This window comes from Massilia sp. Root335 (genome assembly GCF_001425685.1).
Classification (GTDB): Bacteria; Pseudomonadota; Gammaproteobacteria; order Burkholderiales; family Burkholderiaceae_D; genus Telluria; species Telluria luteola.
Genome location: NZ_LMCY01000062.1, coordinates 100,589 through 125,708, shown reverse-complemented (window position 1 = coordinate 125,708; position 25,120 = coordinate 100,589). Strand labels below are relative to the sequence as shown.

At 67.5% G+C, this 25,120-nt stretch carries 21 protein-coding genes; 7 read left to right on the top strand and 14 right to left on the bottom strand.

Annotated features, from left to right (window positions below):
• Positions 1 to 8: 8 nt before the first annotated feature.
• The 4 genes from pstS to alr form a co-directional block, all read right to left on the bottom strand.
• Positions 9 to 1,052, bottom strand: a complete 1,044-nt coding sequence (gene pstS, locus ASC93_RS27765; RefSeq protein ID WP_056450362.1) for a phosphate ABC transporter substrate-binding protein PstS — start codon at positions 1,050 to 1,052, stop codon at positions 9 to 11.
• Between the two features lie 508 nt (positions 1,053 to 1,560).
• The gene (locus tag ASC93_RS27760) at positions 1,561 to 1,881 is read right to left on the bottom strand and encodes a PilZ domain-containing protein (RefSeq protein WP_082548392.1); all 321 of its coding nucleotides are present in this window, start codon (positions 1,879 to 1,881) and stop codon (positions 1,561 to 1,563) included.
• A gap of 93 nt (positions 1,882 to 1,974) precedes the next feature.
• Positions 1,975 to 3,351 carry a DNA repair protein RadA gene (gene radA / locus ASC93_RS27755; protein WP_056450359.1) on the bottom strand — a complete coding sequence of 459 codons (1,377 nt, stop codon included), beginning with the start codon at positions 3,349 to 3,351 and terminating at the stop codon, positions 1,975 to 1,977.
• A gap of 11 nt (positions 3,352 to 3,362) precedes the next feature.
• Positions 3,363 to 4,475: an alanine racemase gene (gene alr, locus ASC93_RS27750; RefSeq protein WP_056450357.1), complete on the bottom strand. Its 1,113-nt coding sequence runs from the start codon at positions 4,473 to 4,475 to the stop codon at positions 3,363 to 3,365.
• A 138-nt stretch (positions 4,476 to 4,613) separates the two neighbouring features.
• Between alr and lplT the strand changes: the two genes are divergently transcribed.
• A complete protein-coding gene (gene lplT, locus ASC93_RS27745; RefSeq protein WP_056450355.1) occupies positions 4,614 to 5,876 on the top strand; it encodes a lysophospholipid transporter LplT in 1,263 nt (420 codons plus the stop codon).
• 122 nt (positions 5,877 to 5,998) lie between these two features.
• Here the strand turns inward: lplT and ASC93_RS27740 are convergent, their stop codons facing one another.
• The 4 genes from ASC93_RS27740 to tsaB are packed head-to-tail and all read right to left on the bottom strand — an operon-like array spanning position 5,999 to position 9,087.
• Positions 5,999 to 6,952, bottom strand: coding sequence for a DUF1853 family protein (locus ASC93_RS27740; RefSeq protein WP_056450353.1), 954 nt, complete (start codon positions 6,950 to 6,952; stop codon positions 5,999 to 6,001).
• Entirely contained in the window at positions 6,936 to 7,895 is a 960-nt protein-coding gene (locus ASC93_RS27735) for a uracil-DNA glycosylase family protein (RefSeq protein WP_056450352.1), read from the bottom strand. The genes ASC93_RS27740 and ASC93_RS27735 overlap by 17 nt, the downstream gene beginning before the upstream one ends.
• Positions 7,892 to 8,353, bottom strand: coding sequence for a ribosomal protein S18-alanine N-acetyltransferase (gene rimI / locus ASC93_RS27730; RefSeq protein ID WP_056450351.1), 462 nt, complete (start codon positions 8,351 to 8,353; stop codon positions 7,892 to 7,894). The genes ASC93_RS27735 and rimI overlap by 4 nt, the downstream gene beginning before the upstream one ends.
• Complete coding sequence (tsaB, locus tag ASC93_RS27725; RefSeq protein WP_056450350.1) at positions 8,350 to 9,087, bottom strand: tRNA (adenosine(37)-N6)-threonylcarbamoyltransferase complex dimerization subunit type 1 TsaB; 738 nt, start codon at positions 9,085 to 9,087, stop codon at positions 8,350 to 8,352. The genes rimI and tsaB overlap by 4 nt, the downstream gene beginning before the upstream one ends.
• A gap of 62 nt (positions 9,088 to 9,149) precedes the next feature.
• Between tsaB and ASC93_RS27720 the strand changes: the two genes are divergently transcribed.
• The gene (locus ASC93_RS27720; RefSeq protein ID WP_056450348.1) at positions 9,150 to 9,578 is read left to right on the top strand and encodes a thioredoxin family protein; all 429 of its coding nucleotides are present in this window, start codon (positions 9,150 to 9,152) and stop codon (positions 9,576 to 9,578) included.
• A gap of 58 nt (positions 9,579 to 9,636) precedes the next feature.
• On the opposite strand, the gene ASC93_RS27715 is transcribed toward ASC93_RS27720, so the two are convergent.
• The gene (locus tag ASC93_RS27715) at positions 9,637 to 11,964 is read right to left on the bottom strand and encodes a molybdopterin cofactor-binding domain-containing protein (RefSeq protein ID WP_082548391.1); all 2,328 of its coding nucleotides are present in this window, start codon (positions 11,962 to 11,964) and stop codon (positions 9,637 to 9,639) included.
• Complete coding sequence (locus ASC93_RS27710; RefSeq protein ID WP_056450346.1) at positions 11,933 to 15,103, bottom strand: EAL domain-containing protein; 3,171 nt, start codon at positions 15,101 to 15,103, stop codon at positions 11,933 to 11,935. Before ASC93_RS27710 ends, ASC93_RS27715 begins: the two co-directional genes overlap by 32 nt.
• Positions 15,104 to 15,344: 241 nt before the next feature.
• On the opposite strand from ASC93_RS27710, the gene ASC93_RS27705 reads away from it, so the two are divergent.
• Entirely contained in the window at positions 15,345 to 15,851 is a 507-nt protein-coding gene (locus ASC93_RS27705) for a DUF1993 family protein (protein ID WP_056450343.1), read from the top strand.
• A gap of 128 nt (positions 15,852 to 15,979) precedes the next feature.
• Here ASC93_RS27705 and ASC93_RS27700 read toward each other — a convergent pair whose 3' ends face one another.
• Both ASC93_RS27700 and ASC93_RS27695 read right to left on the bottom strand, forming a co-directional pair.
• Positions 15,980 to 16,195: a DUF1289 domain-containing protein gene (locus tag ASC93_RS27700; protein ID WP_056450341.1), complete on the bottom strand. Its 216-nt coding sequence runs from the start codon at positions 16,193 to 16,195 to the stop codon at positions 15,980 to 15,982.
• The gene (locus ASC93_RS27695; protein WP_056450339.1) at positions 16,176 to 16,745 is read right to left on the bottom strand and encodes a DUF1415 domain-containing protein; all 570 of its coding nucleotides are present in this window, start codon (positions 16,743 to 16,745) and stop codon (positions 16,176 to 16,178) included. The genes ASC93_RS27700 and ASC93_RS27695 overlap by 20 nt, the downstream gene beginning before the upstream one ends.
• A gap of 439 nt (positions 16,746 to 17,184) precedes the next feature.
• On the opposite strand from ASC93_RS27695, the gene ASC93_RS27690 reads away from it, so the two are divergent.
• Both ASC93_RS27690 and ASC93_RS27685 read left to right on the top strand, forming a co-directional pair.
• Positions 17,185 to 18,552, top strand: a complete 1,368-nt coding sequence (locus ASC93_RS27690; RefSeq protein WP_056450336.1) for a transglycosylase SLT domain-containing protein — start codon at positions 17,185 to 17,187, stop codon at positions 18,550 to 18,552.
• A 408-nt stretch (positions 18,553 to 18,960) separates the two neighbouring features.
• The gene (locus tag ASC93_RS27685; RefSeq protein WP_056450334.1) at positions 18,961 to 20,532 is read left to right on the top strand and encodes a DEAD/DEAH box helicase; all 1,572 of its coding nucleotides are present in this window, start codon (positions 18,961 to 18,963) and stop codon (positions 20,530 to 20,532) included.
• Between the two features lie 329 nt (positions 20,533 to 20,861).
• Here ASC93_RS27685 and senA read toward each other — a convergent pair whose 3' ends face one another.
• The gene (gene senA / locus ASC93_RS27680; protein WP_200958415.1) at positions 20,862 to 22,076 is read right to left on the bottom strand and encodes a selenoneine synthase SenA; all 1,215 of its coding nucleotides are present in this window, start codon (positions 22,074 to 22,076) and stop codon (positions 20,862 to 20,864) included.
• A gap of 64 nt (positions 22,077 to 22,140) precedes the next feature.
• Here senA and senB point away from each other — a divergent pair, with 64 nt between their 5' ends.
• Both senB and selD read left to right on the top strand, forming a co-directional pair.
• Positions 22,141 to 23,127, top strand: coding sequence for a selenoneine biosynthesis selenosugar synthase SenB (gene senB, locus ASC93_RS27675; protein WP_056450331.1), 987 nt, complete (start codon positions 22,141 to 22,143; stop codon positions 23,125 to 23,127).
• Positions 23,128 to 23,135: 8 nt separating this feature from the next.
• Positions 23,136 to 24,191: a selenide, water dikinase SelD gene (gene selD, locus ASC93_RS27670; RefSeq protein WP_056450329.1), complete on the top strand. Its 1,056-nt coding sequence runs from the start codon at positions 23,136 to 23,138 to the stop codon at positions 24,189 to 24,191.
• On the opposite strand, the gene ASC93_RS27665 is transcribed toward selD, so the two are convergent.
• Entirely contained in the window at positions 24,188 to 24,832 is a 645-nt protein-coding gene (locus ASC93_RS27665) for a DUF1906 domain-containing protein (protein WP_056450327.1), read from the bottom strand. The two genes, selD and ASC93_RS27665, sit on opposite strands and share 4 nt — an antisense overlap.
• Positions 24,833 to 25,120 lie beyond the last annotated feature (288 nt).

Below are 25,120 nucleotides of genomic sequence, written 5' to 3'. Positions count from 1 at the left end.
TTGCTCAATTACCAGATCGCCTTGCCCGAACCGTCTTTCAGGTTGGCCTTCCAGGCGGCTTCCACCAGCTTGGTGACGGAATCCGGCATCGGCACATAGTCCAGCTCGGTGGCGGCGGCGGCGCCGTTCTTGAAGGCATAGTTGAAGAAGCCCAGCACTTCCTTGCCCTTGGCGGCGTCGGCCTGCTGCTTGTGCACGAGGGCGTAGGTCACGCCGGTGATCGGCCATGCGGCCTTGCCCGGCTGGTCGGTCAGGACGACGCCGAAGCCCGGTGCCTTGACCCAGTCGGCGTTGGCGGCTGCGGCCTTGAAAGCGTCGTCGTCCGGCTGCAGGAAGTTGCCGTCGTGGTTCTTCAGCTGGGTGTGGGCCAGCTTGTTTTTCTTCGAGTACGCCCATTCGACGTAGCCGATCGAGCCCTTGATGCGCTGGACGTTGGCGGCGACGCCGTCATTGCCCTTGCCGCCCACGCCGACGACCCATTTCACGGCCGTGCCGGCGCCGATCCTGGACTTGAAGTCGGCGTTGGTCTGGGACAGGTAGTTGGTGAACAGGAACGAGGTGCCCGAACCGTCGGCGCGGTGCACGACGGTGATGTCTTCGTCCGGCAGCTTGACGCCCGGGTTCAGGGCGGCGATGGCCTTGTCGTTCCACTTGGCGATCTTGCCCAGGTAAATGTCGGCGAGGACCGGACCGGTCAGCTTCAGCTGGCCCGGGGCGACGCCTTGCAGGTTGACGATGGCGACGACGCCGCCCATGATCGTCGGGAACTGCATCAGGCCCGCTTCGTTCAGTTCTTCGACGGACAGAGGCATGTCCGACGCGCCGAAGTCGACGGTCCTGGCCTTGATCTGCTTGATGCCGGCGCCGGAGCCGATCGATTGATAGTTCAGGCCGTTGCCGCTGGTCTTCTTGTACATCTCCGCCCACTTCGAATAGATCGGGTAGGCGAAGGTCGAACCAGCACCGGTGATGTCGGCGGCCAGGGTCGCGGTGCTCGCGAACGCGGCGGTGGTGCCGATGATGATGGTTGCCAGCAGTTGCTTCATGCGCATATCAAGGTCCTTTTGTTGAGGTAGTGACACGGTTGATGCTACGCAGTGTAGAGAGCAAATATGACGGCTTTATGACATGGCCATTCTGACCATATGACATCCAGCGTGCATGATGTGACAGCCCGAAAATTCGTGTCACACGGTTGCCGGCGGCCTGTCATATTCGTGCCCGGACGGCAGAAAAAAAGCGCCTTGTAAATGCGTTGCCTTCTGCTACCTTGAAAGTGTTTACTGGTATGGAGGATTTGTCCTACAAACTCAAAACGGCAAGACAGTGCAGGTTCGGAGGGGGCGCTTAACGGCGTTTGGTGGTTATGTTATTCATTTCTGGAATGCTGACCGGCATCGTGGTCCTCGTGTTGTACGAGGTGATCTCGGAAGGCATCGGCAGTTCGCAAAAGTTGCACGATCGCTATCACGAATAGCATTGGAGACCGACGAGGCCTCATCAAAGAAAAAGCGGCGGGGATCGAGGCGCCCGCCGCTTTTCTTTCGCACGCCCGGCGTGTCAGCGCAGGAAGCGCGACAGCTGGCTCATCGAATTCAGGTCCAGGTGCATGAACTGGAGTCCGGCCTTGAATTCGCCATTGCTGAAAATACAATACATGACCTTAACGCGGGCATGCAGCGCGAACGGATGGCCGTCGACCAGCAGGTCGAAGCCGGCCTGCCCCGTCTGCCCCGTCTGGAGCGGGTGCGGGACCGTCATGCAGACGCCGTTGGTGCCGACGTCCGATGTGCGTCCCTGGACGGGCGCCTGGCCTTCCATCGCCAGTACCGCCCTCACCTTCAAGATCTTGCGTGCGGAAGTCCTCTGATCTGTAACCACGATAGCCTGTGATGCTTTTGAAAACGAGGTGGGATTATATGTGCAAACGGCAATCCGCGTATTGCCGTAGTCCAATTCCACCGCAGACACAGGTCAGTCCAGTTCACGCAACTTGCTGAAGGCTTCGTCGATGCGCTCGACGGCCACGATGTTCATCCCCTCGATCTTTTGCTTGGGCACATTGGCTTTCGGGATCACCGCGACCGAGAACCCGAGCTTCGCCGCCTCGCGCAGGCGTTCCTGGCCGCGCGGCGCGGGCCGGATCTCGCCGGCCAGGCCGACTTCACCGAACACGACGAGGCCGCGCGGCAGCGGCTTGTTGCGCATCGACGAGTTAATGGCAAGCAGCACGGCGAGGTCGGCCGCAGGCTCCGTGATCTTGACGCCGCCGACGGCATTGATGAACACGTCCTGGTCGAACGCGGCGATACCCGCATGGCGGTGCAGCACGGCCAGCAGCATCGCGAGGCGGTTCTGCTCCAGGCCGACGGACAGCCGGCGCGCGTTCGGCAAGTGGCTGGCGTCCACGAGGGCCTGCACCTCGACGAGCAGCGGCCGCGTGCCCTCCTGCGTCACCATCACGCAGGAGCCGGGCACCTGGTTGTCGTGTTGCGAAAGGAACAGCGCGGACGGATTCGACACGCCCTTGAGGCCTTTTTCCGTCATCGCGAACACGCCCAGCTCGTTGACGGCGCCGAAACGGTTCTTGATGGCGCGCACGAGGCGGAAGCTGGACTGCGTATCGCCCTCGAAATACAGCACCGTGTCGACGATGTGTTCCAGCACGCGCGGGCCCGCCAGCGCGCCCTCCTTCGTCACGTGGCCGACGAGGATGATGGTGACACCCGTCTGCTTGGCCACGCGCGTGAGCTGGGCCGCGCATTCGCGCACCTGCGAGACCGAACCGGGGGCGGACGTCAGCGCGTCCGAATACAAGGTCTGGATCGAGTCGATCACCGCGACGTCCGGCTTGAGGTCGGCGATCGTGCCGAGGATTTTTTCCAGCTGGATCTCGGCCTGCAGCTTGAGGTCCTTCGCTTCGACCTGCAGGCGGCGCGCGCGCAGGGCGATCTGGGCGCCGGATTCCTCGCCCGAGACGTACAGCGTGCTGCGCGCCTCCGCCAGGTTGGCCAGCGCCTGCAGCAGCAGGGTCGACTTGCCGATGCCGGGGTCGCCGCCGATCAGCACGACGCCGCCCGCGACGAGGCCGCCGCCCAGCACGCGGTCGAATTCGTCGATGCCGGTGCCGAAGCGCGGCACGTCGGTCGCGTCGATGTCCTTGAGCGACAGCACGGGCGCCGTCTGCGCCAGGCTCTTGTGGATGTGCGTCTGCGACATGCGGTTCAGGCCCTGGGACTCGACCTGTTCGGTCATCGTGTTCCAGGCCTTGCAGTCGGCGCACTGGCCGGTCCAGCGGCTGGCGACGCTGCCGCAGTCGCCGCAGACGAAACTGGTACGGGATTTAGCCATGATTCCTTGTTTTATAAGATGGGATCGCACCCGAGCGGCGCCTCGGCCACGCGCACGCGCGGCGCCAGGGCGCACATCAATTCATAGCCGATCGTGCCGGCGGCCTGGGCCACCTCGTCGATGGGCAGGCCGTCGCCCCAGAGCGTGACCTTGCTGCCCACGTGCGCGTTCGGGATGGGCGACAGGTCGACGGCCATCATGTCCATCGACACCCGGCCGACGAGCGTCGTGCGGATGCCGTCCACGAGCACGGGCGTGCCGTGCTCGGCGTGGCGCGGGTAGCCGTCCGCGTAGCCGCAGGCGACGACGCCCACCGGCAGCGCCCGGTCGGCCTGGAAACGGCTGCCGTAGCCCACGCTGTCGCCCGGTTCCAGGTGCTGGAGGCCGATGATCTCCGACTTCAGGGTCATCGTCGGGAGCAGGCCGTAATCCCGGGCCGACCGCCCGCCCGGCGTGCCGCCGTACAGCATGATGCCGGGCCGCACCCAGTCGCTCTGGAGTTCCTGGACGAGTTCCGCCGTATGCAGCACGCCGCCGGAATTCGACAGGCTGCGCTCGCCGGCGAGGCCGTCCGCGCCGAGGCGGAAGCGGCGCACCTGTTCGGCGATCGACAGGCGCGGATGCTCCAGTTCGTCCGCGTTCGCGAAATGCGTCATCAGCGTGATGTTGCGGATGCCGGGGACGACGCGCAGGCGCTGGTACGCCGCCGCGAACTCGTCCGGACGGAAGCCGAGGCGATTCATCCCCGTGTTCATCTTGAGGTGCACGTCGATCGGGCGATACAGCCGGGTGTATTCGAGCATCCGGACCTGCTCGATGCAATGCACCGTGCTGTCGATGGCGTGCTCGGCCAGCAGCGGGATGTCGGACGTGTCGAAGATTCCCTCTAATAAAAGAATCGGCTTCGTCCAGCCCAGCTCGCGCAGGCGCAGGGCGTTTTCGGTTTCGATCAGCGCCAGGCCGTCGGCCGCCGCGAAGCCGCGCCTGCCCCGTTCCAGGCCGTGCCCATAGGCGTTCGCCTTCACCACGGCCCAGATTTTCGCCTGCGGCGCGCAGGCGCGCGCACGGGCCAGATTATGCTGCATGGAGTCGAGGTGGATGGTGGCGTGCAGGGGGCGTGGCATGGCTTGCAGATGGGGGCGGTTGGCGGCGAACGAAAGGCATATTTTACCTGCGGCAGTGAAATGCCGTATTGTCGATTCCTTGGGCGAACGGTTCTTTCATGGTATAAAGCAACCCATCCAGTTTTTTGGCCTTTTCGAATGAATCGTGGTTTTTATACCATCATGGCGGCGCAGTTCTTCTCGTCGCTGGCAGACAACGCGCTGATATTTGTCGCGATCGGTCTGCTAACGGCGATGAAAGCCCCGGCGTCCCTGACTCCACTGCTGAAGCTGTCGTTCGTCCTGTTCTACGTCCTGCTGGCCGCTTTCGTCGGCGCGTTCGCCGATTCGATGCCCAAGGGACGGGTGATGTTCATCGCCAATTTAATCAAAGTTTTCGGCTGCTGCCTGATCTTCTTCGGCGTGCATCCCCTCATCGCCTGCGCGGTCGTCGGCTTCGGCGCCGCCGTCTATTCGCCCGCCAAATACGGCATCCTGACCGAACTCCTGCCGCCGGAACGGCTCGTCGCCGCGAACGGCTGGATCGAGGGCCTGACCGTCATGTCGATCATCCTCGGCACCGTCATGGGCGGCGCCCTCGTCAGCGCCCACGGCGGCGCCTGGTTGATGACGCTGGACGTGCCCTATATCGAAACCGGCATCAACACCCCGACCCGGGCCCAGCTCGCCGTGCTGATCTTCGTGTACGCGCTGGCGGCCGGCTTCAACCTGCGCATTCCGGACACCGGCGCGCGCTACGAACACCAGGAACGCAACCCGGCCAAGCTGATCGCCGACTTCGCCGACTGCTCCTCCACACTGTGGAAGGACAAGCTGGGGCAGATCTCGCTGGCCGTGACGACGCTGTTCTGGGGCGCCGGCGCGACCCTGCAATTCATCGTGCTGAAATGGGCCGAGCGCTCGCTGCACATGCCGCTCGACAAGGCGACGAGCCTGATCGGCGTCGTCGCGATCGGCGTCGCCGTCGGCGCGGCGCTGGCGGCCAAGCTGATCCCGCTGAAGAAATCGCTGACCGTCATCCCGCTGGGCATCCTCATGGGCCTCGTCGTGATGGGCATGACGCTCGTGCATTCCCTGGCCATCGCCGTGCCCCTGCTGCTGCTCGTCGGCCTGTTGTCGGGCTTTTTCGTCGTGCCGATGAACGCCCTGCTGCAGCACCGCGGCCACGTCCTGATGAGCGCCGGCCACTCGATCGCCGTGCAGAACTTCAACGAGAACCTCTCCATCCTCACCATGCTGGCGCTGTACGCCGTCATGATCACGCTGAACCTCGACCTGAACGTCATCATCGTCATGTTCGGCTTGTCGCTGGCCAGCATCATGTGGCTGATCGGCCGCCGCCATGCCGCCAACCAGCGCGAGCACGATTCGCTCGCGCTGATCGGCGAGCACAAACATTAAATCGTAAACCGGGGTCAGAGCCCGAATTTGGGCAACATCCTCGGAGCAATCACGGCAGTGACGCCTGGCCGTTCTCTTAAATAATTTCTTAAAACCGGGCTCTGACCCCGGTCTGATGCCGCTCAGGGACGCAGCCGGCTTCTGGCCCGTTCGCGCCAGTCGTCGGGGACGATGAATCCGCGTTCGAATTCGACGATCGCGTCCGCGCAGTTGCCCGATTGCTCGCGCACGAGCGCCACCAGCACGGGCGTGTCCGACACCATGAAATGATCTGCCAGTTCCGCGGCCAGCTGGGCCTTGTCCAGCATCCACGTGGCCGATTGCGCGCGGAACGGCGGCAGCCATTGCAGGCGCGGCAGGATCAGGAAGCGGTCGCCAGGCAAGGCGTCGAGTTCGGCCAGGGCGCACCAGAAGCCGCGGCAGTGGCCCGCCGTGATCCCCTGCATCGCCTGGTAGGTGCCGCGCGGGTAGAACAGCCAGCCCTTCACGAGCGCGCGCGCCGCGACGACGGGCCGCGGCAGCACGTTCTGCGCGGCCGGGTGGCTGCCCAGCAGCAGCTGGCGGTCGAACACCTTGCGCATCTTGCGGCCCAGGCTGTCGGCCAGGTTCGGGCCGACGAAGGTGTCGAAGCCCACCGCCGATTCGTCCTGCAGCAGGTAGAACTTGGTGGCGAACTCGATGTGTTCGACGCCTTCGCCCGCGTCCAGTAGAAAATCGAACTCGCCCACCGTATCGTTGCGGCTCGCACGCACCTGCAGGCCGTGCGCGACGAGGCGCCCCTGGTGCGCGAAATAAAAAGCCATCAGCTTTTCCGCATACAGGCCGAGGCGCGTGGTCATCTTCGCGCCGAGCGCGGCGTCGAGCGGTGCCGGATCGGCGTCGAGTTCGCGCAGCCAGCGTTCGGTGTCCGGCGTCATCAAGCCCAGCGTGGCGACGCGGCCTTCCCAGTGCGGGTCGTGGATGTCGAGCAGGTCGGGGGCGTCCAGCAGCCAGGCCAGCGCCCGCACCCGTGCGCGCCGCAGATGGCCCCAGCGGCGCTCGAAGCAGGCCTGGTAGGTGTCAGTCCGATCGTGCACGGGCGTGCCTTGCCCTGCACAGGTCGGCCCAGGCAAGGGCCTTGTCGGCGCCGCGCCGCAGCAGTTCGCCCGGATGCAGCGTGGCCACCAGGTCGACGGCACGCCCGCCCGCGTCCAGCGCGTGCACGTCGCCGCGCGCGCCCGCCAGCGGTTCCGGCAGCGGCCTGCCCAGCAGCGTGTTGGCGGCGATCTGGCCGAGCGTGAGCACGGTGCCGGCGCCCGTCAACGCCACCTCGCGTTCGAGGTAGGGACGGCACGCGGCCGCCTCCTGCGGGGTGGGCGCGCGTTCGCCGCCGTTCGGCGTCGTGGGACGGCACTTGATCAGATTCGTCACATAGACGTCGCGCTCGCGCCCCATGCCGACGGCGGCCAGCATGTTGTCGAGCAGCTTGCCCGGATCGCCGGCCAGCGGCACGCGCGCCTTGTCGTCGGCAGCCGTCGTGGCGCCGGCCGCGACGAGCCAGCGCGCCTGTTTCGCGCCCGTGCCCGGCACCGGCGCGCGGCCTTCGCGGCAGGCGCTGCAGCGGCGGCAGGCGGCGATGGCGATGGCCAGCTGGTCCCAGTCCATGACCGCGATTTCTTCCGGCGTCGCAGCGCTCGGCAAGGCCGCATCGTCCCAGGCCGAGTCGACGTCGACCGGCGCGAGCGCGGACACCGATTGCGCCACGGGCTGCAACGGCGACGGGCCGGGCGGGCGCGGCTGCGCCGGCCCGACTGGCCGTGCCGGCGGCGCGACGGGTGCGGGCGGCGCGGCGGGCGGCGCGGCGACGGGCGCCAGCGCGGACGCCGACTGCGCCACCGGCTGCAGCGGCGACGGTCCCCGCGCGGCGGCCGGCGGGGGCGCCGCGGCCTCCTCGACGGCAGCCGCCGTGCGCAGCTGCCACAACGGCGCGAGGCCCATCTCGTTCAGGAAGATGGCGTCGCGTTCACTGACACCGTTCATAACATATACCTCATCACGATCGCATCCTCGCGCCGGCCTTCGTGCGCGGGGTAATAGCCTTTGCGCCGGCCGATCTCGGCATAGCCGTAACGCCGGTACACCTGCAGCGCGCGCGCGTTCGACGGCCGCACCTCGAGCAGGATCGACTCCATGCGCTCGGCGCGCGCGCGGGCCGCGATGCGGTCCAGCAGGTAGCGCCCGACGCCGCGGCCGTGCAGCGGCGCCGCGACGGCCACGTCGAGCAGGTGCGCCTCGTCGACCGCATACATCAACAAAAAGTAACCGGCCAGCGCGCCTTCGGGCCCGCGCAGCACCCACGCGTCATAGCCGCTCGCCAGCGAATCCATGAAATTCGCGTGGCTCCACGGATGCGGAAAGACGCTGCATTCGAGGGCATGCACCGCGTCGACGTCGCCCACGACCATCGGACGCAGTTCCAGGCGCGCGGCGTCGTTCATCGCTTGTCCTGCTCCGCCCCGGCCTTGGCCGCGTTGATGGCCTGGCGTTCGGCGCTCGTGTACGCGACCTTGTTGCGCAGGTACAGCGGCTGCGCTTCGTCGGCCGGCACGGCGCGGCCCGCGGCCAGCGCGGCCACGCCCAGCAGCGCGAATTCGCGCGCGTGCGGCAGGATGTCCGCGTGGGCGCCGGCGGCGAAAGCCTGTCCCGCGAACGCGTCCGGATACGCGGCGAAGCCGTTGCCGCAGGCGGCGAGGCCAGGCGCGGCTTCGGGCGCGACGGCGCCCGGGGCGGACAGCGCGGGCGCGCGCACGACCTGCCATTCGCCCATCCAGCGGTACTGCGCCCAATAGACTTCGCCCATGCGCGCATCCAGCACGGCAAGCACCTCCGTCGCGCCCGTGCGGGCGCGGCAGGCCTCGGCCATCGCTTCCAGGGTCACGAGCGGCAGCACGGGTTTCTTCGCGCCGAACGCGAGGCCCTGCACCACGCCGCACGCCGTGCGCACGCCCGTGAACGAACCGGGACCCGCGCCGAACGCGATGGCGTCGCAGTCGGACAAGGCCACGCCCGCTTCGCGCAACAGGTCCTGCACCATCGGCAGGACGGATTGCGAGTGCGTGCGCACGCCGGACGATTCACGGGTCAGTACGGGAGCGTCCGCGCCGGCCGCGCTGTTCAACAAGGCGCAGGACGCCAGCTCGGACGAGGTTTCGATTGCGAGGATGATAGGCATGGCGTATTGTAACCCGGCGGCCCGGCCGGCCAAAAGCGCGGAACCGTTGTAAAATCCCGCCCATGTCCAGCCTCACCCTCGAGCCCGATACCCGCGACCAGGTCGCCGCCGCCGTCCATGGCGACGGCTGGATCGTCGCCTGCCTGTGCGCCGCGTGGTGCGGCACCTGCTCGTCCTACCGCACCGCGTTCGACGGCCTGGCCGCGCGTCATCCGGACAAGACCTTCGTGTGGATCGACGTGGAAGACAGGGCCGACGTCGTCGGCGACCTCGACGTCGACAACTTCCCGACCCTGCTCCTGCAGCGCGGCGACGCCGTCGCGTTCTTCGGCACGATGCTGCCGGATGCGGGCGTGGCCGACCGCCTGATCCAGGCGCAGGCCGGGCTCAGCGCCGATGAACTGGCGCGCCAGGCCAGGTCCACGCCGGAACGGCAGGCGTGGCAGCGCGAGTGCAATCTGCGCGCCCTGCTGGCGGGCGCCGCCGAATAGGAAACACGTAGGGTGGGCGCCCCGCGCCCACGCATGACGCCGACATGCCACAATCGCGTTACGCCAACCGCAGCGGCAAGCTCCGCAAGCGCTGCCCCGTCAACTTGAACACGGCATTCGCCACCGCCGGCGCGACGGGCGGCACGGCCGGTTCGCCCATGCCTTCCGGCGGCGCCGCGCTCGGCATGATGATCGTCTCGACCGCGGGCGCCTGCGCCATCCGCAGCACGGGATAATCGCCGAAATTCGATTGCTGCGGCTGTCCGCCCGCGAACGTGATCTCGCCCGCCAGCGCGGCCGACAGGCCGAACACGACGCTCGACTCCACCTGCTGCGCCACGATGTTCGGATTCACCGCAAGGCCGCAATCGACGGCGCACACGACGCGGTGCACGCGGATCTCCCGTCCCTCCACCGACACTTCCGCCACCTGCGCGACGACCGTGCCGAACGACTGGTGCACGGCGAGGCCGTGCGCGCGCCCCGCGGGCGGCGTGCCGGCGCGCGCGAGCGCGGCGTCCATGACCGCGAGATGGCGCGGGTGATCGCGCAGCAGCGCGCGCCGCCATGCGGCCGGGTCCTGGTCCGCCGCATGCGCCAGTTCGTCGGCGAAGCTCTCCTTGAAGAACGCGTTGTGCGAATGGCCGACCGAGCGCCAGTACCCGACCGGCACCGCACTGTCGACCGCGACGTGGCGGCAGCGCCGGTTGGCGATCGCATACTGCATGTCGTACTCGCCCTCGGCCGTCGTCTTGTCCGGACCGACGCCGGGCAGGCCGAGGTTGCGCGGAAAGTACTGATGGCCGATGGCGCCGCTGGCCAGCTTGCTGTCCCATGCGAGCACCTTGCCGTCCGTGCCCACGCGGGCCGTGTAGCGGGCCAGCGCGGCCGGCCGGTACACGTCGTGGCCGACGTCGTCCTCGCGCGTCCACACCAGTTGCACGGGGCGGCCGCGGGTCTGCATCGCCACGGCGACGGCCTGCGCGACCATATCCGTCTCCAGGCGCCGGCCGAAGCCGCCGCCCAGCATCGTCACCTCGATGGCCACGTCGTCACGGGCGACGCCGGCGACCTTCGCCGCGATGTCCACGGCGATGCTCGGCACCTGCGTGGGCGACCACAATTTCACCTTGCCGTTCAGGACCTGCGCCGTGCAGTTCTGCGGTTCCATCGTCGCATGCGCGAGGAACGGTGCGCGGTATTCGGCATGCACGGTGCGCGCGCCCGTCAGGTCCGGCCCGTCCTGGCTGCCGGATTCGAAATAGGCATGACCCGATTCGTCGTCGAGCGCCCGCGCGAACCCGGCGAACACCGACTCGCCGGACAGCGCCGCGTGCGGACTCGCGGTCCATTGCACGGGCAGCGCCTGTGCCGCCTGCTTCGCCTGCCACCACCCCTTGGCCACGACCGCGACCCCGGCGCCGGCGCCGGAAAACGGCGCCAGCACGGACGACACGTCGACGACGGTCACCACGCCCGGCAGCGCCGCGACCTTGCCGGCGTCGAAGCCGGCGACGCCCGCCCCCAGCACCGGCGCCATGCGCAGCGCCGCGTACAGCAGGCCTTCCGGGCGCACGTCGATGCCGAAGACGGCCTGGCCGTTCACTTTCGACGGCGTGTCGCGCCGCGGCAGCGGCTTGCCGATCAGGCGATATTGCGCGGGCGTCTTGAGCCGCACGTCGTCCGGCCCGATGTCGGCGCCCAGCGCGGCCGCCCGTTTCGCCAGCAGGCCGTAGGGCGCATGCCGTCCGTCCGGATGCACCACCATGCCGTCGCGCGTGGCCAGCGTGCTGGCCTGCGCGCCCCACTGCTCGGCGGCGGCGCGCACCAGCATCGCGCGAGCGACGGCGCCCGCCGTGCGCATCGTCGGCCATGCATCCCTCACGCTCGTCGAGCCGCCCGTGAACATGATGCCCAGCTCGCGCGCCACCTTGCCCGCGATCCAGCGCGCGCCCTGCGGCAGGGCGCCGGCATCGTCCGGGTGGAACGGCAGGGTGTCGCGCAGCACCGTGAGGTTGGCGAAGATCTTGTCGATGGGCGCCTGCACCACGCGCACGGAGGCCAGAGGCGCGTCCAGCTCCTCGGCCAGCAGCACGGGCAGCGCCGTATGGACGCCCTGCCCCATCTCGCTGCGCGGCACGACGACGTCGACCGTGCCGTCGGGCGCAATGGCGACCCAGCCGTTCAGGACGACGGTGCCGGCATCGTGCACGGCGGCGGCGGCCGTCGCGCGCAGGCGCTGGCGCGGCGGCGCGACGCCCCAGCCCACGACGAGCGCCGTGCCCGCGGCCAGGCCGCCGAGCAGGAAGCGCCGGCGCGCCTTGCGTACGCCGCGTACGCGCCCACCGTCTTCCTTATCCGAACCTGGTGCGCCCGTGTCCCGCATCGTCTGTCCTCCATGTATCCAGCAATTCATCCGCCGCCATCGGCCGGCCGTACAGATAGCCCTGCGCGCGCCGGCAGCCCTGGCGCAACAGGAACGCGGCCTGTTCGACGGTCTCCACGCCTTCCGCGATCACGGCCAGGTCCATGCTTTTCCCCAGCTGGACGATGGCGATGGCGATCGCCTCGTCGTCCCCGCAGCCATCCTTGCCCGCGGCGATGTCCTGGATGAAGCTGCGGTCGATCTTCAACGTCTGCACCGGCAGCTGCTTGAGGTAGGCGAGCGACGAATAGCCGGTGCCGAAATCGTCGATCGCCAGCTCCACGCCGAGCGCATGCAGGTCGTTGATGTACTCGAGGGCGTCGCCCGTATTCATGATCACGGATTCCGTCACCTCGAGCTGCAGCCGCTGCGGCGCGAGGCCGGTGTCGGCCAGCGCGCGCGCGACCTGCGGCGCCACGCTGCCGCGGTCGAACTGGCGTCCCGACAGGTTCACCGCGATCTTGGGCACGTACAGTCCGGCCGTTTCCCACGCCACCACCTGGCGGCAGGCCTCTTCCAGCACCCAGGCGCCCAGCTGGCCGATGAAGCCGATGTCCTCCGCGAGCGGAATGAAGCGCACGGGCGGCACGTGGCCGAGTTCGGCGCTGTGCCAGCGCACCAGCGCTTCGGCACCGATCAGGCGGCCCGTGTCGATCTCGACCTGCGGCTGGTAATGCAGGCAGATCTCGCCGCGCTCGATCGCGCGCCGCAGCAGGCCCTCCATGCGCAGGCGCTCGGCGCCGTCGCCGTCCATCGACGGCGCGTACAACTGGTAGCCGTTGCGCCCGCGCGCCTTGGCCTGGTACATCGCCACGTCGGCATTCCTGATCAACACGTTCATGTCGACGGCGTCGTGCGGGAACAGGCTGATGCCCACGCTGCCCGTGACGAACAGCTCGTAGCCCGACACGAGCACGGGCCGTTCGAACAGCTGCATCAGCTTTTCCGCGACCTGGCGCGCGCCGTGCGCGCCGTCGATGTCCTCGAGCAGCACGATGAATTCGTCGCCGCCCAGGCGCGCCAGCGTGTCGCCGTCGCGCAGGCAGCCGGCCAGCAGGCCCGCGACCTGCTTCAGGAGTTCGTCGCCGACGTGGTGGCCGAGCGTGTCGTTGACGGTCTTGAAGCGATCGAGGTCGATGAACATCACGGCGAGCTGGCGGTTGGCGCGCGCCGTGCGCACCATCGCGTGCTGCAGGCGGTCGTGGAACAGCAGGCGGTTCGGCAGGCCCGTGAGAGGGTCGTGGTGCGCCAGGTGGTCCAGCTTGTCCTGCGATTCCTTGGCCTTGGTGATGTCGGAAAACACGCAGACGTAGTGCGTGACGGCGTCGTGGTCGCCGCGCACGGCCGACACGGTCAGCCACTCCAGGTAGGCTTCGCCGTTCTTGCGCAGGTTGCGGATTTCGCCGCGCCAGAACCCCGTCTCCGCCAGGTCGGCCCACAGCGCTTCGTGGAACCCGGCGTCCGCGCCGGTCATGCGCGTGAGGTTCGAATACGTGCCGACGGCTTCGCTCTCCGTAAAGCCGGTGATCTGGGTGAAGGCGGGATTCGTGGCGGCGATCCGGCCGTGCACGTCGATCACCATCACGCCGTCGGCGATGTGTTCCAGCACGGTGGCCGACAGGCGCAGCTTTTCCTCGGCCTGGCGCCGCTCCGTGATGTCGGCATAGACCCAGATGCTGCCTTCGTCCGGCCGCTCCGGATCGAGCGCGCGGCCGCTCACGGCGCACCAGAACAGGCTGCCGTCGCGGCGCCGGAACTGGCGGTCGGCGCTGAAGTCGCCGCCGCGCGCGAGGACCGGATTGGCCGCGCCGAGGCCCTGCTCGTAGTCCTCGACGGTGGGGAACAGCACCGCGATCGGATCGCCCACCAGTTCGCCCTCGGCATAGCCGAACAATTCGTCGAAACGGCTGTTGGTCGACACGACCCGCCGCTCGCGCACGTACAGGATGCCGAACATGACGTTGTCCAGCACCGCGCCCTGCTCGGCCAGCAGCGCCTCGATGCGCATCTCGTTGTATTTGCGCTCGCTGATGTCGGAGATGATTCCGTCGATCCAGAACGCGGCGTTGCCGTCGAATCCGACCGGCTGGCCGCTTTCCAGCACCCAGCGTTCGATGCCGGCGGCGTCGATGATGCGGTACTCGATCTCGTACGACCGCACGGCCACCACGGCCTCCTTGACCAGGTGCCGCTGCATCTTGCGGTCTTCCGGGCAGATCACGTCGGCCCAGCGGTCGGTGTGGGCGCCGATGAACTGGCTCGCCGGGTGGCCGGAAATGTCTTCGATGGCGTCGCTGACGAAGTCGATCAGACCGCCCGGACGGGCACGGAACACGGCGCCCGGCACCTGCGTGACGATGGTGCGGAAGCGCTCCTCGCGCCGGCCGATGTCCTGGAACAGGTCGCCGATCGCGATGCGCATGCGCTCCAGCTGGGCGCCGAGCCGGCCCAGCTCGTCGTTCGTGGACAACTCCAGCGGCGCATCGAATTTGCCGCGCGACAGGCGGTCGGAAAAACTCATCAGCGTGCCCAGCGGGGCCAGCAGGCGCCGGCGCAGCAGGATCAGGATCAACAGCAGCGACACGACCAGCTGGACGGCCAGCACGAGCGCATAGCGCACCTGCTTGGCGCGCAGGGATTCCTGGCTGCGGCTGTCATCCATCTCGACGGCCACGTGGCCGATCGCCTGGCCGTGCACGACGACATCGCGCTCGGCACGCAATACGTTGCCGCCGGGCGCGGCGGCGGCGCGGCGGTCGATGAAATCGCCCTCGGCCTGGGCGCTCACGTGCACGCGCACGACGGCCGGGTCGCGCATCAGCGAATCGACGAGCGAGCGGGCCGCGTCCACATTCATGTTCCACAGCGATTCCTGCATGCCGAGCGCGAGGATATCGGCATTGCGCTGCAGGGTGTCGTCCAGCTCGCGGCGGGCGGCCTGCCGCTCCTGCACGCCGATCAGCAGGTAGCCGCCCACGACGGCCGGCACCGCGAGGCCGCCGAACACCATCACGAGCAGTGCGGCGTACAGCGAACGACCGTACAGCCGGGCGAGGCGCGACGGCAGCGCGGACAGGGCGACTCGGGGAAGGAAGGCCATGGCGGTGGGAGCGTTGCCGCCCGGTTTGTGGCCGGCACGGCAACTATTGTGGCAAATCAATAAGGTAATCTTTTTTTTGATTATGCACGGAACAATTGCCGCACGTCACGATTTTTTGGCGTCCGCCGCGGGTGATAGCGGTAACCGTTACCAACCCGCCACGCCGGGATTTCGGGGGGCGGCCAGCGGCTTCGATGCAGGCTTGCTATCATCGGATTCTTTCTTCATGAAGGAGTCGACGATGACCATTTCCCTGTACACGGCCTCGGTGCCCGTATTCCGCCAGATCCTGGGCAGCCTGGCGGCCATCCTGACGAAGGCCGAGGCGCACGTGGACGCGAAAAAACTGGACCCGGACGCCCTGCTGCAGGCGCGCCTGTTCCCGGACATGTTCCCGCTCCTGCGCCAGGTGCAGCTGACGACGGATTTCGCCAAGGGTGCGGCGGCGCGCCTGGCGGGCGTCGAGGTGCCGCGCTACGACGACGTCGAGCACGATTTCGCGGGCCTGCAGGCGCGCCTGGAAAAGACGCTGGCATTCCTCGACACGGTGGCGCGCGAGGCGGTGGACGCGGGCGGCGACCGCGACGTGACGATCGGCACGGGCGCCAATCAGCGCCAGTTCAAGGGCGAGGTCTATTTATTGCACTACGCGCTGCCCAACTTCTATTTCCACGCCGCGACGGCGTACGACATCCTGCGCCATAGCGGGCTGGACATCGGCAAGCGGGATTTCGTCGGGTCGTTCTAATATCGGGCGCGTAGGGCGGGCACCCCGTGCCCGCGCATGACCCATCCGTTGTGTCGGCATTGCGCGTGACGTGCGCGGTACGGCGGCATTGCGCGTGGGCACAGGGTGCCCACCCTACCAGAGAAGGGTCAGGTGTTGCGGCGCGGATAGCCCTGGGCGAGGATGCGCTGCCACACGGCTTCCTTCTGCTCCGCCGTCATCGAAACCCAGTGGGCCACCTCGACGACGGTGCGGCCGCAGCCGCGGCAGACGTCGTCGAACGTGGTCGAGCAGACGGCGACGCAGGGCGTGTCCGGACGCGGCGGGAGCGGTGCCCCCGGGACATCAACGGACGGGGCCGACATCGAGCTTGTCCCAGCCTTCATTGCCGAGCTTTTCCATGGTGTCGATATTCTTCTCGAAGATCTCGGACGCGTCCGGAATCGCTTCCACCGCGCGGTCGATGCTGTCTTCGCGCAGCAGTTGCAGGACCGGGTACGGCGAGCGGTTCGTAAAGTTCTCGATGTCGTTCGGGTCCGTGTCCGCGAACTGGTAGTCCGGATGGAAGCTGGCGATCTGCAGCTCGCCGTCCAGGCTCAGGTCTTCGACGGCGGCATCGGCCACGTCGAGGAATTCGTTGAAATCGAGGAAATCCTGGAGGACGTACGGGTGGATCAGCAGGGTCGTGTCGACCTGCTCCGGGTCCGCGTCGGCCAGCTGCTGCAACTCGTCCATCAGCGCATCCAGCAGGGACTCGGGCGTGCGCGCATGCGACACGACGTAGCGGACCTGGTCCTTGACTTGCACCGCCTTGGCGAACGGGCACAGGTTCAGGCCGATGACGGCGCGGTCGACCCAGCGCCGGGTGGCGGCGACGATCGCGTCGTCATCCACGTTCTCGTTGGCAATGCTCATGTGAAGCTTTCAAAAAATACAAACCGCATGATGCGGAGACGGCAATTGTACGCGGACTTTGCGTCCTCTCATAGAACGCCCGGCACGTCGGGCTACCTTGGCAGGCAGGGCCGGCGCAGGTGGTATTACCCGCCGGTTGGTTTAGTCCAGGTACAAATTTGACAATATGCGCCCGCCGGACGCGCGGGTCCGGCCGGCGCCATTTCACCATACCCCAGGGGGTATAGGCAAAATCACTTGATATCCGTCAGTCAAACTCTACTCAGCCGGAACCATACTCCCGCAAAATCCGTCTCAGCGAAGGCCGGAATTAGCAAAAAGAATAGACAAGGTTTTTTGTAACCGCGCCGACATATTTCTTGACTGACTCGGTAACTGGTCCGTACACTTCGCCTTCATTCGTCAGTCCTGCCGTTCCTGGACGCAACACTGGAAAGCTATGAACGAAACGACTCGCTCCACTTACGCCCTGACCGTCGCGCTCCTGCTGGGACCCGCGCTCGGTCACGCCGCCGACAGCGCCCCGAGCCCGATCGCCCAGAGCAGCAGCGGCAGCGCCGCCGCGATGGCCAAGGCCGTCACGCCGCAAGCGCCGACCCTGTCCAAGTCCGACGACTACAAGGACCCCGACCTGTGGGCCCGCATCCGCAGCGGCTATGCGATTCCCGACATCGACAACGCCCTCGTCGCCAAGCACATCCAGTGGTACGCCAGCCGTCCCGACTACCTGACCCGCACCTCCAGCCGCGCCTCGCTATACCTGTACCACGTCGTGCAGGAACTGGAAAAGCGCGGCATGCCGACGGAACTGGCCCTGCTGCCCGTGATCGAATCCGCGTTCAATCCGCAAGCGCTGTCGAACGCCGACGCGGCCGGCATCTGGCAATTCGTGCCGGGCACGGGCCGCGACTTCAATCTGAAGCAGAACATGTTCAAGGACGAGCGCCGCGGCGTGCTCGCATCCACGGACGCCGCCCTCACCTATCTGCAGCGCCTGTACACGATGTTCGGCGACTGGCAACTGGCCCTGGCCGCATATAACTGGGGCGAAGGCAATGTGCAGAAGGCGATCCAGAAGAACCGCGCGCTGGGCAAGCCGACCGACTTCGAGAGCCTGTCCGAACTGATGCCGGCGGAAACGCGCAACTACGTGCCGAAGCTGCAGGCCGTCAAGAACATCATCGCCAATCCGGCCCAGTACGGCGTCGTGCTGCCGACGATCGACAACACGCCGTATTTCGTGGCCGTCGACAAGACGTCCGACATCGACCTGGCCGTGGCCGCCCAACTGGCCGAGATGTCGGTCGACGAATTCAAGGCCCTGAATCCACAGTTCAAGAAGCCCGTGATCACGGGCGAATCGACCAAGATCCTGCTGCCCAAGGAAAACGCCGAGAAGTTCAACCTGAACCTGGCGCAATGGGGCCGCGCGCTGTCGACCTGGACCACGCACAAGATCACGTCGGCCCGCGAAAGCATCGCCTCGCTGGCGGCCAAGCTGGGCACGACGCCGGAAGTGATCCGCCAGGCCAACAACATCCCGCCGCAGATGCGTCTCAAGGCCGGCTCGACCATCCTCGTGCCCAAGACGAGCGCCACGGCCGGCAACGACATCGCCGAGAGCATCGTCGAGAACGCCTCGATGGTGCTGGAAGCCGACCGCGGCGAATCGCGCCGCAGCGGCCACAGGCTGAGCGGCGCGCAACGCATCCGGGCCAGCGCCGCGCACGCGGTGGCCGAGATCAAGAGCCGCGTGTCGCGCGGTTCCAGGCCGGCCGTCAACGCCAACGGCCGCAAGCGCCGCTGATGCGCCGCGGCCGGCGCGCCGGCCAGTCGTATCATTTCGACCACGCGACGGGTCCACGACCCGTCTTCCCGCGCACATCTCGACGCGTGCCGTGCACGCTCTTCAAAAGTACGGTATAGTGTCGTTTGTGCGCTGCAATAACCGCGTTTGCGATAGTCGCCGCGGCAGTTCACCGAAGTCGTCAAGTAGTAAAACCGCAGCATCGCAAGCCCAGGCATCCACGACGGATGTCCTTTCATAAAGCCCTCCCGCCCTGCGTGCCGAAACAGGCACCATCCCGGCGCAAAGCTTTTGTGCCGAAATTTCTTTCGTTTCAGAGTCATTTCGTATTGTTGGCTCGCGTTGCTATTTCGCGTTCCGCTCGAATAGCGTGGACGCTCACTGATCCATACCGAAAGTAAAGTACACATGAGTTTTGAAGCACTAGGCTTACACGCGTCCATCGTCAAAGCAGTTGCACAGGCCGGCTACGAAAAGCCGACCCCGGTGCAGGAGCAGGCAGTGCCGGCAGCTATCGCGGGCCGCGATCTGCTGGTCTCGTCGCAAACCGGTTCGGGCAAGACGGCGGCATTCATGCTGCCCGCCCTGAACAAGTTCGCCAACATCGAACCCGCTCCCGCAGCCCGCACGCCGGCGCAGGAAGCGCAATCGACGCGCGCCCGTGGCGAACGCGTCCGTTTTAAGGCGGCCCAGCCGAAAATGCTGGTCCTGACCCCGACCCGCGAACTGGCCCTGCAGGTGACCAACGCGACCGAGCAGTACACCGCACACATGCGCCGCATCCGCGCCGTGTCGATCCTGGGCGGCATGCCGTATCCGAAGCAGATGCAACTGCTGGCCAAGAATCCGGAAATCCTCGTCGCGACCCCGGGCCGCCTGATCGACCACATGGAGTCGGGCAAGATCGATTTCTCGCAGCTCGAGATCCTCGTCCTGGACGAAGCCGACCGCATGCTGGACATGGGCTTCATCGAAGACATCGAGAAGATCGTCGCCGCGACGCCGGATTCGCGCCAGACCATGCTGTTTTCGGCCACGCTGGATGGCGTCGTCGGCAACATGGCGCGCCGCATCACGAAGAACCCGCAAGTGATCCAGATCATGAGCGCGACCAATCGCCACGAGAACATCGTGCAGAAGGTCCACTTTGTCGACGACCTGTCGCACAAGAACCGCCTGCTCGACCACCTGCTGCGCGACGAAACCATGGACCAGGCCGTCGTGTTCACCGCCACCAAGCGCGACGCCGACATGATCGCCGACCGCCTGAACATCGCCGGCTTCGCCGCCGCCGCGCTGCACGGCGACATGCACCAGGGTGCCCGCAACCGCACGCTGGACAGCATGCGCCGCGGCCAGGTGCGCGTGCTCGTCGCGACCGACGTCGCCGCGCGCGGCATCGACGTGCCGTCGATCACCCACGTGGTGAACTACGACCTGCCGAAGTTCCCGGAAGACTACGTGCACCGCATCGGCCGCACGGGCCGCGCCGGCCGCAACGGCACCGCAGTCTCGCTCGTGAACCACGCGGAAAGCATGAACGTGCGCCGCATCGAACGCTTCACCAAGCAGACCATCCCGGTCGACGTGGTCGAAGGTTTCGAGCCGAAGCGTTCGGCGGCACCGCGTTCGGGCGCACGTCCGGGCTGGAAGCCGGGCGACGGCCGCAACGCCGGCAAGCCGGGCCAGCGCAGCTTCCACAAGCCGGGCGGCGAGCAGCCGGGCGGCCAGCGTGAAGGCGGCTACCGCGGCGACGCACCGCGCGCCGGTTATCGTGCCGACGCGCCGCGTCGTGAAGGCGGCTACGAAGGCCAGCGCCGCGAAGGCGCGCCGCGCCAGGGCGGTTTCGCTGCCGACGGCCAGCGTCGCGAAGGCGGCGGCGGTTTCCGCAGCGAAGGCGCCCCGCGCCGCGAACGCAGCGGCTTCGGCGCGCACCCGCGCTCGGCCGACTCGGCCCGCCGCACGTTCGGCGATCGCTGATCGCTGATCGCACGACACTGTAAGTAGTCCCTCGTCGTCCCCGCGCAGGCGGGGATCCAATGTTGCCAGCGTTTCGTTAACGCGCGCAGTACTTGGGTCCCCGCCTTCGCGGGGACGACGTTTTTGTGCGCAGCGTTATAACGCACAGCTGCGGAATCCGGCAACGATGTCGTCCGACTCCAGCACGCCTTCCCCGTCTACACCGCCTATACCGTCGTCCCCGCGCAGGCGGGGATCCAATGTTGCCAGCGTTCCGTTAACGCGCGCAGTACTTGGGTCCCCGCCTTCGCGGGGACGACGTTTTTGTGTCCGCACTTTTGCGGGCAGCCTTATAACGCGCAACTGCGGAATCCGGCAAAGATGTCGTCCCGCTCCGGCGTGTAGAAATTCCGGAAATGCGGCGAGCGCAGCCGCGCCGGCGTGGCGAACGATGCGCCGCGCAGGGTCTGGCGCGTGCCGAACCACGGCGCCGAGTAATCGCGGTAACGGTCGGCCTCGAAGCCGGCGAACGGCAGGAAGACGGATGCCGTCCATTCCCACAACTGTCCCCACGCGAAGCCCGGCTGGCGAGCCGCCGCCGCGTATTCCCACTCGTCTTCCGTCGGCAGGCGACGGCCGGCCCAGGCGCACCAGGCCTGCGCTTCGTACAGGTTCACGTGGCGCACGGGTTCCGCGAGGTCCAGCGCCACCGGACGGCCGAAGCGCACCGTATGCCAGTCCTCGCCCTCGCGCGCCCAGTAGCGCGGCGCGGAACGCTCCTGCGTCATGAGCCAGGCGCGGCCGGCGTCGGTCCAGTACTGCGACCGCTCGTAGCCGCCGTCGTGCACGAAATCGAGGAACGCGGCCGTGCTGACGAGCGAGGCGTCGATGGCGAACGGCGCCACCTTGACCAGCGCGGCGTTTTTCTCGTTGTCGAACACGAAGCCGGACGACTGGTCGCCGCCACGCATGAAACTGCCGCCGGCGAACGCGATCTCGCCCGCGCCGCCCGCCACGACCGACTGCACCCGCGGCGCCAGCGGCCCGTTTGGCGCGGGTGCGCCGCGCGACTGCAGCGTCTGCAAGGAATACATGAACGCCTCCCCATGCATGTCTTCGTGCGCCAGCGCGAGGCGGTACGGGTACAGGGCAAGATCGTCGTCGGCCTCGTGCGCGAGGCGGTCGAGGATGCGGTCGAGGACTTCGTGGCAATACGTTTTGACGGCGCCCGGCGGCGGCAGGTCGAGGGTCCAGCGCGCGGCGTGCGGGACCGTGCCGGAATCGAACCAGTCGTCCCCGCGCGCCAGCAGCGAGTGCCCGTCGGCCGCGCCCGGCCGGCTGTCCAGCGCGCCGCGCAGCACGAACCATTCGGCGAACCAGGCCGTATGGCCCAGTTCCCACAGCGGCGGATTCACGATCGGCAGGCGCGGCACACGTGCGGCGTCATCGTAGCCGGCGACGGCGAGGGCTTCGAACAGCGCGAGCGTATAATGCCGCGCATCCTGCAGCGCGACGGCCAGCTCCCTGGGTCCCGCGTGGCGGAACGATGCTTGATTGACGGTCATGCATCATTGTACGACCAATCCCGCTTCCCGCTTCCGACCCCAATTCGACTCCGATTCCGCCCCGATGGCCCGTGCCCGCATCCACATCGTCAGCCCCGCGTCCGCGCGCGACAACAACGGCAACTGGCAGACCGCCAGCCGCTGGCGGCGCCACCTGGCGCGCGACTATCGCGTCACGATCGGCCCGGGGTGGCAACCGCCGGACGACGTCCCGGACCTGCTGATCGCCCTGCACGCGCGCCGCTCCGCCGCCGCGCTGGCGGCATTCACGGACGCCCATCCGGACCGCCCGGCGCTGCTCGTCATGACGGGGACGGACCTCTACCGCGACATCCACGTCGATGCCGCCGCGCGCGCGTCGCTCGACCGCGCGCGCGCCGTCGTCGTGCTGCAGCCGCGCGGCCTGGACGAGCTGCCGCAAGCCTTGCGTCCCAAGGCCCACGTGATCTACCAGTCGGCCCCGCGCCTGGCTCCCGCCCGGCCGCACATGCCGTTCGACGTCGCGATGATCGGCCACCTGCGCGCCGAAAAAGACCCGCGGACGTTCATGGACGCTGCGCGCCTGGTCCGCACGCCCGGCGTGCGCCTGCTGCACATCGGCGCCGCGCTCGATCCGGAACTGGGCCGGCGCGCGCGGGAGACGGAACAGGCCACGCCGGCCTACCGCTGGCTCGGCGCCCTGCCCCACATGGCGACGCGGCGCCGGCTGCGCCGCTGCCACGCGATGGTGATCGCCTCGCGCATGGAGGGCGGCGCGAACGTGATCATCGAAGCGGTGACGAGCGGCGTGCCCGTGCTGGCATCAAGCATCTCCGGCAACGTCGGCATGCTGGGCGAGGATTACGCGGGCCTGTTCGCGCCCGGCGACGCGCCCGCGCTGGCGGCGCTCATCGAACGCAGCGTGGCCGATGCGCGCTTCGTCGAGCGCCTGCGTCGCCAGTGCGCGGCGCGCGCGGCGCTGTTCGCCCCCGCGGCGGAGCGAGCGCGCCTGCTCGACTTGGTGGATAATCTGCTCTCCGACGAACGCAAGCACCCATCAGCACAACCATGAGCACAGGTATGAACACTTCCGCCGACCAACCCATCAAACTGACCTCGTTCTCCCATGGCGGCGGCTGCGGCTGCAAGATCGCGCCGGGCGTGCTGTCCGAGATCCTCAAGAAGTCGAGCGGCTTCCCGGTACCGAAAGAGCTCATGGTCGGCATCGAGACCGCCGACGACGCGGCCGTCTACAAGCTGAACGACGAACAGGCGCTGATCGCGACGACCGACTTCTTCATGCCCATCGTCGACGATCCGTTCGACTTCGGCCGCATCGCCGCCACCAACGCGATCTCGGACGTGTACGCGATGGGCGGCACGCCGATCATGGCCCTGGCCCTCGTCGGCATGCCGATCAATAAACTGCCGCTGGAGACCATCGGCAAGATCATCCAGGGCGGCGAATCGATCTGCGCGGAAGCGGGCATCCCCATCGCGGGCGGCCACACCATCGATTCCGTCGAGCCGATCTACGGCCTCGTCGTGCTGGGCCTCGTGCACCCGTCGAAGGTCAAGCGCAATGCCGATGCGCGCGCGGGCGACGTGCTCGTCCTCGGCAAGCCGCTGGGCGTCGGCGTGCTGTCGGCGGCACTCAAGAAGGACCAGCTGGACGCGGACGGCTATGCCGCCATGGTCGCGAACACGACGAAGCTGAACAAGCCGGGCAAGGCCTTGTCGGAACTGGCGGGCGTGCACGCGCTGACGGACGTGACGGGCTTCGGCCTCCTGGGCCACCTGCTCGAACTGGCGCGCGGCGCGAAACTGACGGCGAAGCTCGACATGGCGAACATTCCGCTGCTGCCGGGCGTCGAGGCGCTGGCCCACGCGGGTTATTTCACCGGCGCGTCCGGCCGCAACTGGGATGCGTACGGCCACGACGTGCTGCTCGGCGGCGCGATCACCGACACGCAGCGCGTGCTGCTGACCGACCCGCAGACGTCGGGCGGCCTGCTCGTCGCGTGCGATCCGGGCAGCGTCGACGAGGTGCTGGCCTTGTTCCGCCGCGAAGGCTTCGGCGCCGCCGCCGTCATCGGGTCGATGGAAGCGGGCGCGCCGCGGGTGGTCGTCGGCTAAACCGTGAACAAGCCGCCGTCGCGGTCGGGATGCGTGGCGTCCGGATCGACGTCGAGCACGATCCCGTCCGCGCCGAGTATGCGCGCGGGCAGCAGCTGGATGATGTCGTAGCGCTTCTGTTCCGCGTACTGGCGCGAGCCGGCGAACGCGGTCGACTGCGACAGCCAGGACAGGCTCGCCGCCCCGCCCTCGACCAGCGTGCCGCAGCACAGGCCCGAGCCGTACACGCCCACCCGGTACGACGGCTGGCCTTCCGCCGCCACGTACAGCGCGGCATGCACGCCCGTGAAATAGTTACCGATTGCGCCATCGAGGTCGGCCTGCGTGGGATCGTAGTCGACCGCGAAATAGATCGCGGAGCCGAACGGCTGGCCAATGACGTCGCGCGCCATCCGGAACGCCGCCGCGCCGTCGGCGAGACCCTGGGCGCGGGAAAAGTAGCCGGCGCGGGTGCCGCTCGTTTCCCACACGGCGCCGATGGCAAGTCCGGCCTGCGACAGCGCCCGCGCCTCCCCGAGCGACAGGTTCTTGGCCGCGTTCCAGCTGTAATAGCGCAGCGCGAAGTCGTAGCCCTGCGCCTTGAGCGCCGCCGCGTGGCGCGTCAGTTCCATCGTCGTGTCCAGACCTTTCAGTGCCGGCATAGGGCCTCCGTGGCGACAAGAAGGGCGTACTGTGCCACTCGACTGTCCTAGAGCAATTGATTGTTCGCAAAAACCGCTTGTCGCAAAACGGGCGCAACCGTGGTAGCCAAACGACAACACAGGAAACGCTTGACACGCCAAACAAAATTCACTTAGAGTGGAGAAATGTTCTCCCCTCTGCCTCTGTCGACTTCCCTATCGCTTGCCGGCGCGCTAACGCTGGCAGCCCTGCTACTACGCGCGTAAATCGCCGTTGTCCCGCCCGGCCAAGCTTGCCGGATTCGTAGC

Bases quoted from the DNA above. Each gene is read 5' to 3' on its own strand.
- selD (WP_056450329.1), top strand. From the start codon at position 23,136: ATGAACACTTCCGCCGACCAACCCATCAAACTGACCTCGTTCTCCCAT.
- ASC93_RS27690 (WP_056450336.1), top strand. From the start codon at position 17,185: ATGAACGAAACGACTCGCTCCACTTACGCCCTGACCGTCGCGCTCCTG.
- ASC93_RS27735 (WP_056450352.1), bottom strand. From the start codon at position 7,895: ATGAACGGTGTCAGTGAACGCGACGCCATCTTCCTGAACGAGATGGGC.
- radA (WP_056450359.1), bottom strand. From the start codon at position 3,351: ATGGCTAAATCCCGTACCAGTTTCGTCTGCGGCGACTGCGGCAGCGTC.
- ASC93_RS27700 (WP_056450341.1), bottom strand. From the start codon at position 16,195: ATGTCGGCCCCGTCCGTTGATGTCCCGGGGGCACCGCTCCCGCCGCGT.
- senB (WP_056450331.1), top strand. From the start codon at position 22,141: ATGGCCCGTGCCCGCATCCACATCGTCAGCCCCGCGTCCGCGCGCGAC.
- rimI (WP_056450351.1), bottom strand. From the start codon at position 8,353: ATGAACGACGCCGCGCGCCTGGAACTGCGTCCGATGGTCGTGGGCGAC.
- ASC93_RS27685 (WP_056450334.1), top strand. From the start codon at position 18,961: ATGAGTTTTGAAGCACTAGGCTTACACGCGTCCATCGTCAAAGCAGTT.
- senA (WP_200958415.1), bottom strand. From the start codon at position 22,076: ATGACCGTCAATCAAGCATCGTTCCGCCACGCGGGACCCAGGGAGCTG.
- lplT (WP_056450355.1), top strand. From the start codon at position 4,614: ATGAATCGTGGTTTTTATACCATCATGGCGGCGCAGTTCTTCTCGTCG.
- ASC93_RS27705 (WP_056450343.1), top strand. From the start codon at position 15,345: ATGACCATTTCCCTGTACACGGCCTCGGTGCCCGTATTCCGCCAGATC.
- alr (WP_056450357.1), bottom strand. From the start codon at position 4,475: ATGCCACGCCCCCTGCACGCCACCATCCACCTCGACTCCATGCAGCAT.
- ASC93_RS27710 (WP_056450346.1), bottom strand. From the start codon at position 15,103: ATGGCCTTCCTTCCCCGAGTCGCCCTGTCCGCGCTGCCGTCGCGCCTC.
- ASC93_RS27665 (WP_056450327.1), bottom strand. From the start codon at position 24,832: ATGCCGGCACTGAAAGGTCTGGACACGACGATGGAACTGACGCGCCAC.
- pstS (WP_056450362.1), bottom strand. From the start codon at position 1,052: ATGCGCATGAAGCAACTGCTGGCAACCATCATCATCGGCACCACCGCC.
- ASC93_RS27695 (WP_056450339.1), bottom strand. From the start codon at position 16,745: ATGAGCATTGCCAACGAGAACGTGGATGACGACGCGATCGTCGCCGCC.
- ASC93_RS27720 (WP_056450348.1), top strand. From the start codon at position 9,150: ATGTCCAGCCTCACCCTCGAGCCCGATACCCGCGACCAGGTCGCCGCC.
- ASC93_RS27715 (WP_082548391.1), bottom strand. From the start codon at position 11,964: ATGCGGGACACGGGCGCACCAGGTTCGGATAAGGAAGACGGTGGGCGC.
- tsaB (WP_056450350.1), bottom strand. From the start codon at position 9,087: ATGCCTATCATCCTCGCAATCGAAACCTCGTCCGAGCTGGCGTCCTGC.